The 15,150-nt window shown below is 71.2% G+C and carries 8 protein-coding genes and 2 pseudogenes; 7 read left to right on the top strand and 3 right to left on the bottom strand.

Annotated features, from left to right (window positions below; translation table 11 throughout):
- Positions 1 to 407: 407 nt before the first annotated feature.
- From ACGFNK_RS45505 to ACGFNK_RS45490, 4 genes are all read left to right on the top strand, one after another.
- Positions 408 to 1,283: a universal stress protein gene (locus ACGFNK_RS45505; RefSeq protein WP_393427250.1), complete on the top strand. Its 876-nt coding sequence runs from the start codon at positions 408 to 410 to the stop codon at positions 1,281 to 1,283.
- Between the two features lie 58 nt (positions 1,284 to 1,341).
- Positions 1,342 to 3,741 carry a glycoside hydrolase family 65 protein gene (locus ACGFNK_RS45500; RefSeq protein WP_393427244.1) on the top strand — a complete coding sequence of 800 codons (2,400 nt, stop codon included), beginning with the start codon at positions 1,342 to 1,344 and terminating at the stop codon, positions 3,739 to 3,741.
- 112 nt (positions 3,742 to 3,853) lie between these two features.
- Positions 3,854 to 4,732 (top strand): potassium channel family protein, encoded by an 879-nt coding sequence (locus ACGFNK_RS45495; protein WP_393427241.1) that lies wholly within the window; start codon positions 3,854 to 3,856, stop codon positions 4,730 to 4,732.
- 272 nt (positions 4,733 to 5,004) lie between these two features.
- Complete coding sequence (locus ACGFNK_RS45490) at positions 5,005 to 7,692, top strand: cation-translocating P-type ATPase (protein WP_393427238.1); 2,688 nt, start codon at positions 5,005 to 5,007, stop codon at positions 7,690 to 7,692.
- 102 nt (positions 7,693 to 7,794) lie between these two features.
- On the opposite strand, the gene ACGFNK_RS45485 is transcribed toward ACGFNK_RS45490, so the two are convergent.
- Positions 7,795 to 8,967 carry a nitrate/nitrite transporter gene (locus ACGFNK_RS45485; protein ID WP_393427247.1) on the bottom strand — a complete coding sequence of 391 codons (1,173 nt, stop codon included), beginning with the start codon at positions 8,965 to 8,967 and terminating at the stop codon, positions 7,795 to 7,797.
- 264 nt (positions 8,968 to 9,231) lie between these two features.
- On the opposite strand from ACGFNK_RS45485, the pseudogene ACGFNK_RS45480 reads away from it, so the two are divergent.
- Positions 9,232 to 9,460: pseudogene (locus ACGFNK_RS45480) on the top strand (hypothetical protein); the annotation flags it as partial.
- A gap of 93 nt (positions 9,461 to 9,553) precedes the next feature.
- Here the strand turns inward: ACGFNK_RS45480 and fdhF are convergent.
- Together fdhF and ACGFNK_RS45470 are read right to left on the bottom strand one after the other, a co-directional pair.
- Positions 9,554 to 12,241 (bottom strand): formate dehydrogenase subunit alpha, encoded by a 2,688-nt coding sequence (fdhF, locus tag ACGFNK_RS45475; RefSeq protein ID WP_393427235.1) that lies wholly within the window; start codon positions 12,239 to 12,241, stop codon positions 9,554 to 9,556.
- A complete protein-coding gene (locus ACGFNK_RS45470) occupies positions 12,238 to 13,926 on the bottom strand; it encodes an NAD(P)H-dependent oxidoreductase subunit E (RefSeq protein WP_393427232.1) in 1,689 nt (562 codons plus the stop codon). The genes fdhF and ACGFNK_RS45470 overlap by 4 nt, the downstream gene beginning before the upstream one ends.
- Before the next feature lie 202 nt (positions 13,927 to 14,128).
- On the opposite strand from ACGFNK_RS45470, the pseudogene ACGFNK_RS45465 reads away from it, so the two are divergent.
- Positions 14,129 to 14,906 (top strand): annotated as a pseudogene (locus tag ACGFNK_RS45465) (PspA/IM30 family protein).
- A partial coding sequence (locus ACGFNK_RS45460) for a hypothetical protein (RefSeq protein ID WP_393427229.1) occupies positions 14,903 to 15,150 on the top strand: 248 nt, incomplete at its 3' end. The pseudogene ACGFNK_RS45465 and the gene ACGFNK_RS45460, both read left to right, overlap by 4 nt.

Raw genomic sequence — 15,150 nt, 5'->3', positions numbered from 1 at the left:
GCGGTCGGCCTTGCCGCCCTCGTTGAAGAGGCGCTCGTCGATCTCGAACGACACCTCGCGAGCGAGGGACATGAGCTGCTCGCGATGCTCCTTGGACAGGGCGCCGAAGACGCCGGTCCTCGCAACCACGATCGCCTTCCCTTCACATGACCTCGAAGCGGAAGCGGGCTCGTATCGGGCCGATGCGACGGCCGTGGCGGCGATGCGAGGAATGGAACCCCGTTTTTTCTCCGGCCGTATGACTCCACGATCGTCGCAAATCGGCGCAGTGCAACCTGGGCCGAGGTCCCTTTCCGAGAGTCGGTCCATGTGTCGCGACGGAACCCATGCGGTGCGACGGTATTGACAGGGGTTTCCGGATTGACCGGGGCTTCCGGCAGCGGCCGGGCAGGAAGGTGGTGGTGACTATGGAGCTCCCGCTGGTCGTGGGTGTCGACGGATCGGATTCCAGCCTGGACGCCGTGGACTGGGCGGTCGACGAGGCGGCGCGCCTCGGGCTGTCTCTGCGGCTCGTCTACGCCTCTTTGTGGGAGCGGTACGAGGGCGGCCGCCCGTCCTTCAGTACTGACCGCCCGGCTGAAGAGGTCATGGCCGAGCACATCGCCGTGTCCTGCGCGGAACGTGCCCGGCTGCGCAACCCAGAGGTGAAGGTCTCCAGCGATGTACTGCCCGACGATGCCGTGTCCGCGCTCCTGCACGCGGCTCATGAATCCTTCGCCCTGGTCACGGGCTCCCGCGGCCGCGGTGAGATCGCCGGGGTCCTGTTGGGATCGGTCAGCCTCGCGGTGGCCGCCCGTGCCGTGTGCCCGGTGATCGTGGTTCGCGGCGGGGAGCGAAACCGGCAGGGCTCCTTCGGCCGGGTGGTGGTCGGCCTCGGCGACTCCGCGGAGGGCTCGGCCGCCGTGCGGTTCGCCTTCCGCGAGGCCGAGGCGCGCGGCTGCGCCCTGCATGCCGTGCGGGCCTGGCGCCGCCCCGCCCATGAACACGTGGACCATCCCCTGATCGCGGATGATGCCGCCGGTGCCCACGAGGAGCGCGCCTCCGCTCTTCTCACCGATGCGCTGCGCGACGCCGTACGCAATCACCCGCAGGTCGAAGTGCATCGCCAGGCGGTCGAAGGCCCCGCCCACAAGGTCCTCCTTGACGCCTCTTCCGACGCCGACCTGGTGGTCGTGGGTGCGCGGAGGCGCCACGGCCATGTCGGTCTGCAGTTTGGCAGGGTTGCCCATGCCCTGCTGCATCACGCCGAGTGTCCGGTGGTCGTCGTCCCGCAACGGGCCTGACCCGACGTGCGTCTCATGCTCCTGCACATCTCGTGAAGGGAGAAGGAGAGGGCGGCGGATGTCGGAGTGGACCTGGGAGTACGAGGGCTACGACCCGGCCGGCGAGCGGCTGCGCGAGTCGTTGTGCACGCTCGGCAACGGCTACTTCGCCACCCGCGGCGCCGTACCCGAGAGCAGGGCCAGTCTGGTGCACTACCCGGCCACCTACGCGGCCGGGGTCTACAACCGCCTGGAGTCGACCGTGGCGGGGCGGCGGGTGGTGAACGAGGACCTGGTGAATCTCCCGAACTGGCTGCTGTTGCGGTTTCGTCTGCGCTTCTCCGACGGATCGGCGGGCCCGTGGTTTTCTCCCGACACGCGGCAGCCGCTCGACCACCGGCACAGTCTGGATCTGCGCCGGGCCACGCTGACGCGCACGTTCCGGTTTCGGGACGACGAGGCAGGCGTGCTGGGTGTGGAGCAGGTCCGGCTGGTGCACATGGCGGATCCTCACCTGGCCGCGCTGCGGACCGTTGTGACAGCCGAGGACTGGTCCGGAGAGATTGAGGTGGAGTCCGTCCTCGACGGCGACGTGATCAACAGCAACGTGCACCGTTACCGGTCACTCAACCGGCACCACCTGGTCCGTGTACGGACCGGCGCGTCCGCGACCGACGTGACGTGGCTGAGCTGCCGCACCAGCACCTCCGACGTCGGCATCGGCATGGCGGCACGTACGGTCGCCGTCGGGCAGCCGCCCACGTCGTCGGAGCCTCGTCCGTCTCACCGCCGTGCCGTACACCGGCTGGTGATACCGGTCGCTCCAGGCCGGCCCGCCGTCGTGGACAAGACCGTGGCCCTGCACACCTCCCGTGACCCGGCGATCAGTGACCCGCTCGGCGCGGCGCTCGACCGGTTGTCCACGGCTGTGGGCTTCCCGGCGCTTGTGGACTCCCATGTCGCTGCCTGGGCGCGCTTGTGGCGGGGCGCGGACGTCCAGGTGCCCGGGGAGGCGGGCCGTGTCCTGCGCCTGCATCTGTTCCATGTGCTGCAGACGTTGTCGCCGCACACCGCGGACCTGGACGTGGGCGTGCCGGCCCGTGGGCTGCACGGCGAGGCGTACCGGGGCCATGTCTTCTGGGACGAGCTGTTCGTGTTGCCGTATCTGAACCTGCGTTTCCCCGAGGTCTCGCGGGCCCTGCTCAACTACCGTCACCGGCGCCTGCCGCAGGCATGCCGCGCGGCCCACGCGGCGGGCCGAGCCGGGGCGATGTACCCCTGGCAGTCCGGTAGCGACGGCCGTGAGGAGACTCAGGAGCTACACCTCAACCCCCGTTCGGGCCGGTGGCTGCCGGACAACTCCCGGCTCCAGCACCACGTCGGCTCGGCGATCGCCTACAACGTCTGGCAGTACTGCGAAGCGAGCGGTGACACCGAGTACCTGCATACCAAGGGCGCGGAGATGCTGTTGCAGATCGCCCGATTCTGGGCGGACAGCGCGGAGTTCGCCCCCGGTCTCGGCCGCTACCGCATCCGAGGCGTAGTCGGCCCCGACGAATACCACGACAGCTACCCCGACGCCGCCCGGCCGGGCCTGGACGACAACGCGTACACCAACGTCACCGCCGTCTGGGTCCTCAGTCGCGCCCTGGACCTGGTGCGGCGCCTTCCGGCATGGCGCCGGCAGGAGCTGTTCGAGCGCATCGCGCTGGACAGCGGCGAACTCCCGAAGTGGGAGGAGGTCTCCCGGCGGCTGCGGGTGCCCTTCCACCAGGGCGTCATCAGCCAGTTCGACGGCTACGGCGACCTCACCGAGCTGGACTGGGACGCCTACCGCACCCGCTACAACAGCATCCGGCGGCTGGACCGCATCCTCGAAGCCGAGGGCGACTCCGTGAACCGCTACCAAGCCTCCAAACAGGCCGACGTCCTGATGCTCGGCTACCTCTTCTCGCCCGCCGAGCTGCGGGCCCTGTTCCACCGTCTCGGGTACGACGTGGACGACGAGGTCTGGCACAGGACCGTCGACTACTACCTGCAGCGCACCAGCCACGGTTCCACCCTCAGCGGACTCGTCCACGGCCTCGTCCTCGCCCGGGCCAGGCGAGCCGAGGCGTGGAGTTACGTCCACGAGGCCCTGGAGGCGGACACCGCCGACATCCAGGGCGGCACGACCGGCGAAGGCATCCACCTCGGCGCCATGGCCGGCACCCTGGACCTGGTGCAACGCGGCCTGACGGGACTGGAGACGCGTGAGGACGCCCTGTGCCTGGACCCGGTGCCCCTTCCTGCACTGTCGGAGTACGGGTTCTCCCTGCGCTACCGCGGCCACTGGGGCGTCGGCATACGGCGCCGGAGCGGACAGCTGGAGATCCGGGTGCCCGACTCGGAGGAGTCACCGATCCGCGTGGTGCTGGCCGACCGGGCCGTGACCGTCGCGCCCGGAGAGACCTGCACGCTCGTGTTGCCGGAGAGCTGATCCGCGCAGACGGGCGTGCCGACCTCGGCGTCTGCGGCCGGATCCGCCCGGACAGGCCATAGGCTCCGAAAGCGGGGTTCCGCTTCAGGCGACAGTGCCGTGGGAGACGTGGATGAAGTGGTTGGTCTCGCTGGTCGGTGCCGGGCTCGTCATGCTCACCCTGCGGGACCTCTTCCATACCCTCTGGCACCCGACCCGCCACGGCGGCCTGAGCCGCCTCGTGATGACGGCGCTGTGGCGCCTGGCCCGGCGCTTTCGCGCGCGCAGGCGGGTGGTCGGCCTCGTTGGGCCGCTCGCCATGGTCACGGTGGTGGGCATGTGGGCCTTCACCGTCGTCCTCGGCTGGGCCATCGTCTACTGGCCGCACATGCCCGGGGCGTTCGCCTTCGCGCCCGGTTCCAAGGCGGCGCAGGAGCCCGCGCTGCTGGACTCCGTGTACCTGTCGCTCGTCACGGTGGCCACCCTGGGCCTGGGGGACATCGCACCCGGTGAGGGCTGGCTCCGCCTGGTCTCACCGTTGGAAGCCCTCGTCGGCTTCGCACTCCTGACGGCCACGGTCTCCTGGGTGCTGGAGATCTACCCGGCGCTGACCCGCAGGAGGGTCCTGGCCATCCGGCTGGCCCTGCTGCGCGACTCGGCCCCGACGCCGCAGCAGATCGACTGCACGGCCGGGGCGCTGCTGCTGGACAGCCTGGCAACGGAAGTCGTACGCGTGCGTATCGACTTCACCCAGTACGCCGAGGCGCACTACTTCCATGACGGGGAGGACCACTCGTCGCTGGCGGCCACGGTCGGCTACGCCGCCACTCTCGCCCAGCGAGGACGGGCAGCCCAGCGGCCGGAGGTGCGCCTGGCAGGTGACTTGCTCGCCGGTGCGCTGAAGGACCTCGCAGCCATCCTTGACCAGCGTTTTCTCCACACCGGTGGCACGGCGACGGAGGTCTTCGCAGCGTACGCCGCAGACCACGGGCGCAGCCTCGCACAGCTCTGACCAACCGGCCCATGCCCGGTCTTGCAGCGCCAGGATCGCCCACACGATGAGTGGTCGGTCATGCCGGTCGGCGTCAGCGGTGGCACCCTGACAAGCGGACACCGGTATTCGGGGACGGCGGTTCCCTGCATGACGGGAGTTTGGTGGATGGCACACAGCGAACAAGCCTGTCCTGATGCCGCTGCTCTGGCACGCTCCGGCGTCCTCGCGGTGCGCGACAGCGACCTTCGAGCAGTCCGTGGCTCACCCGCGTACAGAACCCCGCCGGGCGCGTGAGCGAGCAGCGGGGTGACCGGGTTTTTGATGCGGGCACCGACGCACCCCGTACGACATCTTCCGCGTCTTCCGCGGCGGGTCTGTCGTCGCCCGAGGCTGCGCGCCGACTGACGCGTTACGGGCCCAACGCGATCCCGGCGGAGCCGCGCGCCCCCGTATGGCGGCGGGTGCTGCAGCAGTTGCGGGACCCGCTGATCCTGGTGCTGTTGGTGGCCGCCGCCTTGACGATCGCCACCGGTGATCTCTCCGATGCCGCCGTGATTCTGCTCGTCATCACGGTGAACACCGTGGTCGGCGTCGTTCAGGAGGTACGAGCCGAACAGGCGGTGATGGCCCTGTCTGCCATGAGTGCTCCCACCGCCAGAGTCGTACGGGACGGTGAGGAACGTTCCCTCCCTGCTGCCGAGGTGGTGCCCGGCGATCTGGTGCTGGTGGCCGAGGGAGACATCGTGCCCGCCGACGGGGAGGTACTGGCCGCGGCCTTGCTGCTGACGGACGAGTCCTCGCTGACGGGCGAATCCGTCCCGGTGGAGAAGGCCCCCGACAGCGAGCCCGCGCACGGCACGGTGTCGGCGGGCACGGTCGTCGTCCGCGGCCACGGACGCGTCGTGATCACCGCCACGGGAGCCCACAGCGCGCTCGGCCGGATCGCATCTCTGATGGGTGCCGCGCCCGGTCTGACCCCGCTGCAGCGCCGGCTGGCGGGGTTCGGCCGGGTTCTGGCAGCCGCCATCGTGGCCCTGTGCGCCCTGGTTCTGGCTCTCGGGCTGGTGCGCGGACAGCCCGTGGAACTGATGATCGTGGCGGCGATCAGCCTTGCGGTCGCCGCCGTACCGGAGTCCCTGCCCGCCGTCGTGACGCTCGCGCTCGCCCTGGGGGCACGGCGGATGGCGGACCGGCACGCCATCGTCCGCAGGCTGCCCGCGGTGGAGACGCTGGGCTCCGTCACGGTGATCGCCACCGACAAGACCGGCACCCTGACCGAGGGCCGAATGGCCGCCGAACGGCTGTGGACGCCGCGCGGAGAGGCCACGGTCCTGGGCACCGGCTACGAGCCCCAGGGCCGGGTCGTCCGCGACGGAGAAACGGTCACGGCGAACGACGCACCCGACCTGGCGGCGTTGCTGCGCGTCGCGATGCTGTGCAACGACGCGGCGCTGGAGCCTCCGCCGGACGGCTCCGCGGAGTGGCGCGCGCTGGGTGACCCCACCGAGGCCGCGCTGCTCGTGGCGGGGGCCCGGCTCGGGCTGGACCGGGCGGCGCTGGACCGCGGGCTGCCGCGCGTGGAGGAGATTCCGTTCGACAGCGGCCGCAAGCGCATGACGACCGTCCACCGCCGGCCGGACGGAGCAGTGCGGGTCGCGTGCAAGGGAGCGCCGGAGTCCCTGCTCCGGCCGCAGGTCCTGGCCGACGGTCCGGACCTGCTCGCCCGGGCGGCGGCTCAGGCGGAGGCACTGGCGCGTGACGGGTACCGGGTGCTCGCCGTCGCGTCGGCCGACCACGAGGAGGCGTTGGAACCGTCCGGGACATGGGAGTCGGGCCTGTCGCTGCTCGGCCTTGTCGGCATCCTGGACCCGCCCCGCGCCGCGTCCGAGCCGTCGATCGCCGCCTGCAAACGCGCCGGCATCGTCCCTGTACTCATCACCGGCGACCATCCGCTGACCGCCCGGGCCGTGGCGGAGCGACTCGGCATCGCCTCCCGGGAGGAGGAGGTGACCACCGGGCAACGGATCCGGGAAGGCACGGCGGGCGAGCTGACCGGCGTACGCGTCTACGCCCGGACCACTCCCGAGCAGAAGTTGGACATCGTCGAGGCATGGCGCGGGGCCGGGCAGGTCGTGGCGATGACGGGGGACGGGGTCAACGACGGCCCGGCCCTACGCCGCGCCGACATCGGCGTCGCCATGGGGCGGCGCGGCACCGAAGTGGCCCGCCAGGCAGCCGACCTGGTGCTCGCCGACGACAACCCGGCCACCATCGTGTCGGCCGTCGAAGAGGGGCGCCGGGTCTACGCCAACGTGCGCCGGTTCCTGCTCTACGCACTCGCCGGAGGCACGGCGGAGATCCTGGTCATGCTCCTCGGCCCCTTCCTGGGGATGCCGCTGCCGCTGCTGCCCGCGCAGATTCTGTGGATCAACCTGCTCACGCACGGCCTGCCCGGTGTCGCGCTCGGTGCGGAGCCCGTCGCCCCGGGCACGATGCACCATCCGCCCAGGCCCCCCGAGGAGAGCGTGCTGGGCGCCGGCCTGTGGCCGCGCATCCTGCTCATGGGGGCCTTCATTGCCACGGTGACCCTGGTGGCCGGCGTGTGGGCCCGTGAGACGGGCCGCCCCTGGCAGTCCATGATCTTCCTGGTGCTCGGGGCGACCCAGCTGGGCGTTGCCCTGGGCTCCCGCGCCCGTCCGGGAAGCCTGGCCAACCCGTTCCTGCTGGTTGCCGTGGCTGCGGCCCTGGGCCTCCAGGCGGCCGGTATCTATCTGCCCCCTCTTCGGGACCTGTTGGGTACAGAGCTGCTGTCGCTCGGGGACCTGGCGATCGCCTGCGCGTTGTCCGGCCTCGGCCATGTGGTCATGCGTTTGCAGGCACGGCTGTGGCCGGAGCGGCAGCCGTGCGCCGCCTTGGCGGAAGGCGAGGATCCGGGTGGTTGGCCTTTCCGCTCCGCCCGGGCAAAGGGGCTCCGCTGACCCTGATCTTCCCGCAACGCCGCATGCTCGAACGGTCCTAGACCTCCCGGATCGTCCTGAGCAGGTTCGGGACAACCACTGGGTTCGCCCCCTTCAGCGGAGTCAGACGCCTCGCTCGCGTTCATACGGGCGCATGGCATGGCGCCGGACCACGGTCGCGGTGAAAGCGCAGGTGGCGACAGCGGTGAGGGCCAGGAGCAGGTATCCCCAAGTGTAGTCGTCGGCGACGCTGTAGACCGCGCCCATGACCAGGGGCGGGAAGAAGCCGCCCAGTCCGCCGGCGGCGCCGACGATGCCGGTGACCGATCCGACCTGGTCGGCGGGTACGAGGCGGGCGACGAGGGCGAACACGGCGCCCGATCCGGTTCCCAGGGCTGCGGCCATGCCGAGGAAGGTCAGTGTGGCGATCGGGATCAGGGCGAGTTCGAGGGAGGCGAGGAGGGCGAGTCCGGCGATGGCGGCGTACGCCCCGATGAGCACGGGGACGGGGTGCAGCCGGTCGGAGAGCCAGCCGCCCACCGGGCGCGCGGCGACCGCGAGGACGACGAAGCCGGCGGTGCGCAGGGCGGCGTCGGAGCGCCCGAGATCGTAGGCGGTGGTGAGATAGGTGGGCAGGTAGACGCTGAAGGCGACGAACCCGCCGAAGGCCACGGCGTAGAGGAAGGCCAGCTGCCAGGCGGTGGGCATCCGCATGGTGGCGGTGGTGCGCGCGAGCAGCGAGCCGGCCGGGATGGCACGCTCTGGCTGGTCGCGCAGGAGGAAGCGCGCGGTGACGGCGTAGAGGGCCAGGATGACGGCGACGAGGGTGAAGGGAAAGCTCCGGTCGACGGCATCGGCCAGCTGCACAGTGGTGAACGCCGAGATGGCGGTGCCGCCCGTGCCGATGCCGAAGATGCCGAGCGCCAGGCCGCGCCGTTCGGGCGGGTACCAGGCGTTGACGAACGGCACGCCGACGGCGAACGTGGTACCGCCCAACCCGAGGAAGAAGCCGCCGATGAGGAACTCGGCCAGGGAGTCGGCCAGATGGCCCAGGTAGAGCACGGGCAGGACGGTCAGGGCGGTGACGAGGGGAAACACCCGGCGGGCACCGACGCGGTCGGTCAGGGCTCCGGCCGGGATCCGGCCGAGCGAGCCCACGAGGACCGGCACAGCCACCACCAGGGACTGCTGGAACGAACTGAGGCCCAAGTCGTCGCGGAGCGTCGGGCCGAGCGGCCCCAGCAGAGCCCACGCCCAGAAGCCCGCCATGAACCCAGCCGTGGCCAGAGCCAGCATGCGCGCCGGCTGCGTGAACCGGCTCACCGGCTCTTCCTCTCCACGAACACCGGCGACGCACGAAATGGGTGAGGGGCTGTATGGCCCAGGGCCGGGGACGTACAGCCCCTCACCTCTCCGTACTCGGTGCGGCTGCTGTTGTGGCCGCGGGACACTCTGCTTCTTCGGACCAGCAGAAATTGGCACATAAAGGCAATTTTGCGGTGCGGGTGTCCCTCAAGCTCTTCAAAAGCAGTGAGGTGACGGTCGTGGCGGACAGCGGGGTACGAGCCGCGCGACTGCCCGCAAGGGGTTGCCTTCTCCTGGTATGTGTCATCGCCGACGCGTGTGGGCTTTCCCTACGCCCGCGGCAGTCCTGGTGGAGATGTACCGGGAGGCCAGGGCGCGGCTGGGCGACCCGGCGCTGGCGTCGGCCCCAGACCGATCGGAGCGCCGCCGCTACCAGTGGGTGAGAGGCAAGGGTGGCTATGAACGGGTCTCGTGGGACGAGGCTGGCGGCTGCTGGGGCAAGCGACTCTGCGCTGGGGGCCGGCGGAGGACGGAGGCGGCAGCCATGCAGAGCACGAGCAACCCCAGTCTGCCGCCATTACGACACGGCCACGCGGACCGCCGTGACCTTGTACTCGGGGCAGGAGGTGACGGTATCTGCGACGTCCGAGGTGAGGTGGTTCACTCCGCTCGCAGGGAAGTGGAAGGAGCAGAAGACCTGGCCGGGGGTTGTCTGGTCACCGACACGAGCGATGAGCCGGGCTCGGCCGTGTCGGCTCTCCACTGTTACCTGCTCGCCCTCGCGCACGTCGTACCGGCCGGCGTCGTCGGGGTGGAGGTCAAGGAAGTCAACCGGGTCGAGCGCGAGGTTGCCGCCGCGCCGCGTCATGCTTCCGGAGTTGTAGTGAGCCCAGCGCCGCCCGGTGACCAGGACCAGCGGATAGTCGTCGTCGGGTCGTTCGCCCGGGGGAAGATAGGGGGCGTTGGCCAGGTGGGCCCGGCCGTCCGGTGTGGCGAAGCGCTCGGTGTACAGCTTGGCTTCTCCCGGCCGGTCGGGGGCGGTGCAGGGCCATGGCACGGAGCCCTCGCGGTCCAGTCGGTGGTGGGAGAGCCCGGCGAAGACGGGCGCGAGCCGGCCGCATTCGGCCAGGGCGTCGGCGGGAGTCGCGCAGCCCAGGTCGACTCCCATGGCCTCGGCGACGGCCCGAAGGGTGTCGAAGTCGGTGCGGGCCTGTCCCGGTGGGGGCACGGTGGGGCGGACGCGCTGGAACCGGCGGTCGAAGTTGACGAAGGTCCCGTCCTTCTCCAGCCAGGAGGCCACTGGCAGTACGACGTCGGCGTGCTGGGCCGTCTCGGACAGGAACAGTTCGTTGCAGACGACGAGCGGGCAGGCGTCCAGGGCGTGGACCACCCGGTTCGTGTCGGGGTCGGTGGCGCAGACGTCCTCGCCGATGACCCACAGTGCTCGCAGATCGCTGGTTCGTGCGGCGGCGAACATGTCCGGGATCCGCAGACCGGGCCGATCGGGGACTGGTACGCCCCAGACGTCCTCGGCCCGTGCGCGGGCGGCCGGGTCGGTCACCTTTCCGTACCCGGGCAGGAGGTCGGGCAGGGCCCCCATGTCGGAGGCGCCCTGGACGTTGTTCTGGCCGCGCAGCGGGTTGACCCCATACCCCCGGTCGGTGCCCACGGCGCCGCGCAGGATCGCCAGGTTGGCCAGGGACCGCACCCCGTCTGTGCCGTGGAGATGCTCGGTCACGCCCAGGCCGTAGACGATGGCCGGATGCTCGGCGCTGCCGTACAGGCGGGCGGCGGCGACCAGGTCCGGGGCCGGCACGCCGGTGAGGTCCGCGACCCGGTCCGGCGGGTAGTCGGCCAGCAGTTCGGTGAGCTCTGGCAGTCCGGTGGCCCGTTCGCGCAGGAACTCCTCGTCGGCCAGCCCTTCGGCGAGCAGTACATGGGCGAGCCCGTGGAAGAGCGCCACGTTGGTGCCGGGACGCGGCCGCAGATGCACATCGGCGTGCAGGGCGAGGCCCACGGCACGCGGGTCGGCGACAACCAGCCTGGCCCCGTGGAGGACCCGCCTCAGCAGCCGAGCTCCGACCACCGGGTGGGCCTCGACGGGATTGGCCCCGACCACCAGCAGGCAGTCGGCCCGCTCCACGTCGTCGAAGGTGTCGGTGCCGCCGGAGAGCCCGAAGGACGCCGTCAGGCCGGCGGCGGAGGGGGAGTGGCACAGGCGGGAGCAGTTGTCGACGTTGTTCGTGCCGATGACGACCCGCATGAACTTCTGTACAAGGTAGTTCTCCTCGTTCGTGGCACGGGCCGAGGAGATCGCCGCCACGGCGTCAGGGCCGCCGGCATCGACGGCGGTCCGCAGTCCCCGGGCGACGTGAGCCAGTGCCTCGTCCCAGCCGACCGGCTGCAGCACGCCGTCGCGCCGCAGCAGGGGCCGGGTGAGCCGCTCCGGTGAGGTGCGGAATCCGTGGGAGAAGCGGCCCTTCACGCACGCGTGACCGCGATTGACCGGGCCGTCCCGGGCGGGCAGCACCGCCGTGACTTCACCGTCCTGTGCGATCACGTCGAGGGTGCAGCCCACGCCGCAGTAGCCGCATGTGGTGCGCGTCCGGACCTCCGCGGGGTGGAACGCCGAGGTGAGTCCCCGCGCCGGTCCCGGCTGGGTGATCGCCCCCGTGGGGCAGGTGTCCACGCAGCCGCCGCAGGCCACGCAGTCCGACTCGGACCAGGGCCCGCCGGTGCCGGGGGCCACGACGGTGTCGCCGCCTCTGCCGACCAGGGTGAGGGCGAAGGTGCCCTGCAACTCGGAGCACATCCGCACGCACCGGCCGCAGGCGATGCACAGGTCCCGGTCGAGGTGGACGTACGGGTGGGAGTCGTCCCGCCCGCGGCCTCCGGCACCCAGCGCCACTTCGGGGCCGATGCCCATCGACCGGCAGACGTGGGCCAGTTCGCTGGGACTGTCGTCGGCGAGGGCCCGGGGCGGCAGTGCGGAGACGATGACCTCCACCGCGTCCCGGCGCAGCCGCACGACATCGTCAGTCCTGGTGTCCACGCGCATGCCAGGGGATGCCGGAGTGACACAGGCCGCCGCGATGCGCCCGTCGGCCCGTACGAGACACGTACGGCATGACCCGGCGGGGCTGAGCCGGTCGTCGGAGCAGAGCGCGGGCAACTCGATCCCGGCCGCCCGCACCGCCGTGAGGAGTGACGACTCCTCGGGTACCTCGACGCCGGTGCCGTCGACCTCGATCGTGAGTCCATTCATGGTCCCCATCCCGCCAGTCGGTCCCCGTAGGCGCGGGCAAGGCTGTGCACGGCGGGCGGGATCCGCCGCCCGAAGGCACACAGGCTCGCCTCGGTGAGGACCCGCGACAGTCGCTCCCACTCCTGACGCGGCGGGGCATCGGCGGATGCCCATTCCAGGCCGCGGCGCGAGCCGACACGGCAGGGTGAGCACGCGCCGCAGCTCTCGGCCGCGGCGAACTCCCAGACGTGACGCAGCACTTCCTCCGGTGCCACTCGCTCGTCGAAGGCGACGAGACCGGCGTGGCCGAGAGCGGCGCCCCGGGCCGACAGCCCTGCCTCCGACAGCGGCACGTCCAGCGCGTCGGCAGCGAGGAAGCCGCCCAGCGGCCCGCCGACCTGGAGAGCCATCAGCTCGGCGCCGTCCTTCAGACCGCCTCCCAGCTCGGTGACGATCCGCCGCACCGGTGTGCCGAGCTCGACCTCGTAGCAACCAGGCCGTACAAACCGCTCGGAGAGACAGACCAGCTTGGTCCCCGTCTCGTCGGACGTGCCGCGCCGGGCGTACGCCCGGCCGCCGTGCCGGACGATCCAGGGGACGGCCGCCAGGGTCTCCACGTTGTTGACGACGGTCGGCGCATCCCACAACCCACGCTCGGTCGGGTACGGCGGACGGGGCCGGGCGCATCCGCGGCCGCCCTCCAACCCCGCGATGAGTGCGGTCTCCTCACCGGCGACGTAGGATCCGGCGCCCTCGACGATGCGGATGTCCAGCGAGGTGGCCGTCCCATGGGCCGACGGTCCGAGATGGCCGTCGGCGTACGCCTCGCGCACCGCTTCCCTCATCCGTGCCAGAGCGGCCGGATATTCGGAGCGCATCAGCACCACGCCCTGACCGGCCCCGCACGCGAAGCAGGCCAGGGCCAGCCCCTCCAGCACACGCCCCGGATCGGCCTCCATCAGCAGCCTGTCGGCGTACGAACCCGGATCGCCTTCGTCGCCGTTGGCGACGACCACGGTCCCGGGTGCGCGGCCGGCCGCCTCCCACTTCGCCGCCACGCGGAATCCGGCGCCGCCACGCCCACGCAGCCCGGACGCCGCCACTTCCCGGTGCACCTCGTCGGGAGTACCGGACGACACCGTCCTCGACCACACCTGCCACGCCGGCTCACCGGAGAGCACACCGCTCAGCAGGACTGGGTCATCGGTGTCATCGGCCACCGGGATCTCCGGCGCCCGCGGTGGCTCCCGCCCGGCGAGCTGAGCGGGGAGGGTCGCCCCGGTACAGGGCATGTCGTCGTCAAGGGCGGCGGGCCCCGCGTAGCAGTAGCCCAGACAGCGGACAGCCTGCAGCGACACGTCACCGCCGCGCGGTGAGGCGGTGTGTGCGGCGACACCCAGCTCACGCTCCACCTCCGCGAGGTGCCCCCCGCCTCCTGCGGCGAAGCACGCCGTCGCGGTGCATACCCGGACATGGCGGTCGCCGTGCGGAGCGGCCAGGTCCGCGTAGTAACTGGCAGGTCCCAGCGCGGCGGCAGCAGGCAGGCCGGCGCGGGCGGCGACCGGTGGTGCCCAGACCTCGGGGCCGTCCACCGTCGTGGCCCTGGCCTTGGCCAGCGACTCCACCAACCTTTCTCCAGACCGCCCACGCCGGTCCGCCAGCGCCCGGAAAGCGTCGAAAGAGTGAGCGGAACGGACGAGCGCCATGCATTCATCGTGGAGGAAGGCGCACGAGACCGCAGCTGGGGGACCGGCCTGGCCGGACATCGGCATCGAGCACCTGCTGACCAGAGCTGGGACGCCAGGACCGAGGTTGCGGCCCGGACCACGCCGCCGGAGCCTGGAGGTGTCCCCGCTGATGTCGTACGGACCGGCTGATTCCTCACCGATCGAGAGGAGGCAGGCCGCTATGACCAGCATCGCCCACCGCATGGCCACCCTGTTCCGGACCAAGGCGAACAAGGCCCTGGACCGGGCTGAAGACCCGCGCGAGGTACTGGACTACTCCTATACCCAGCAGCAGGAAATGCTGCAGAAAGGTACGACGTGGTGTGGCGGACGTGGCCACCAGCCGCAAACGCGTCGAGATACAGATCAACCAGCTGCGCCAGTCCAGCGGCAAGCTGGAGGGACAGGCCCAGAAGGCGCTCGCCGCCGGACGCGAGGACCTCGCCCGCGAAGCCCTGAGTCGGCGCACCGCCGTGTCCTCCCAGGTCACGGACCTGCAGACCCAGCACGCTTCGCTGCAGGCCGAGGAGGAGAAACTCACCCTCGCCGCACAGCGCCTCCAGGCGAAGGTGGACACCTTCCGCACCAGCAAGGAGGCCATCAAGGCCCGCTTCACCGCCGCCGAAGCCCAGACCCGCATCACCGAGGCCGTCACCGGCATCGGCGAGGAGCTGGGCGATGTCGGCCTTGCCATGCAGCGTGCCGAGGACAAGACCGAACAGTTGCAGGCCCGCGCCGGAGCACTGGACGAACTGCTCGCCTCCGGGGCCTTGGAGGACGCCACCCTCCGCGCCGGCCGCGACGACATCCAGGCCGAACTCGAGCGCGTCACCGCGGGCCAGGACGTGGACAAGGAACTGGCGCGGATGAAAGCCCAGCTCCCGGCGTCCGCAACCCCGTCGGCCGTAGAGGGCAGGAGCGCCGAGCAGGGCCCGCCGGACCAGGAGGCGACATCATGATCATGCGGATTCTCGGCGAGGGCCAGTACGAGATCACCGATGAACACCTCCCCCGGCTCAACGAGCTGGATGCCACCTTGCAGTCGGCCGCCGACGCGGGCGACGAGACGGCGTTCGCCGCTGCACTGCCGGCCCTACTGGATGCGGTGCGCAGCTATGGCACGCCCGTGCCGGACGCGACGATCACGCCGTCCGACCTGGTCCTGCCCGACGAGGACACCAGCCTCACCGAGGTGCGGGAACT

Source organism: Streptomyces sp. NPDC048825 (assembly GCF_043198355.1).
In the GTDB taxonomy this organism is placed as follows: Bacteria; Actinomycetota; Actinomycetes; order Streptomycetales; family Streptomycetaceae; genus Streptomyces; species Streptomyces xiangluensis.
Note: the sequence above shows the minus strand (reverse complement) of the source record. Positions and strands in the feature narration are given on the sequence as shown.

Excerpts from the sequence above, each read along its gene's own strand:
- ACGFNK_RS45505 (WP_393427250.1), top strand. The coding sequence starts at position 408 with ATGGAGCTCCCGCTGGTCGTGGGTGTCGACGGATCGGATTCCAGCCTG.
- fdhF (WP_393427235.1), bottom strand. The coding sequence starts at position 12,241 with ATGAATGGACTCACGATCGAGGTCGACGGCACCGGCGTCGAGGTACCC.
- ACGFNK_RS45495 (WP_393427241.1), top strand. The coding sequence starts at position 3,854 with ATGAAGTGGTTGGTCTCGCTGGTCGGTGCCGGGCTCGTCATGCTCACC.
- ACGFNK_RS45470 (WP_393427232.1), bottom strand. The coding sequence starts at position 13,926 with ATGGCGCTCGTCCGTTCCGCTCACTCTTTCGACGCTTTCCGGGCGCTG.
- ACGFNK_RS45500 (WP_393427244.1), top strand. The coding sequence starts at position 1,342 with ATGTCGGAGTGGACCTGGGAGTACGAGGGCTACGACCCGGCCGGCGAG.
- ACGFNK_RS45485 (WP_393427247.1), bottom strand. The coding sequence starts at position 8,967 with ATGCTGGCTCTGGCCACGGCTGGGTTCATGGCGGGCTTCTGGGCGTGG.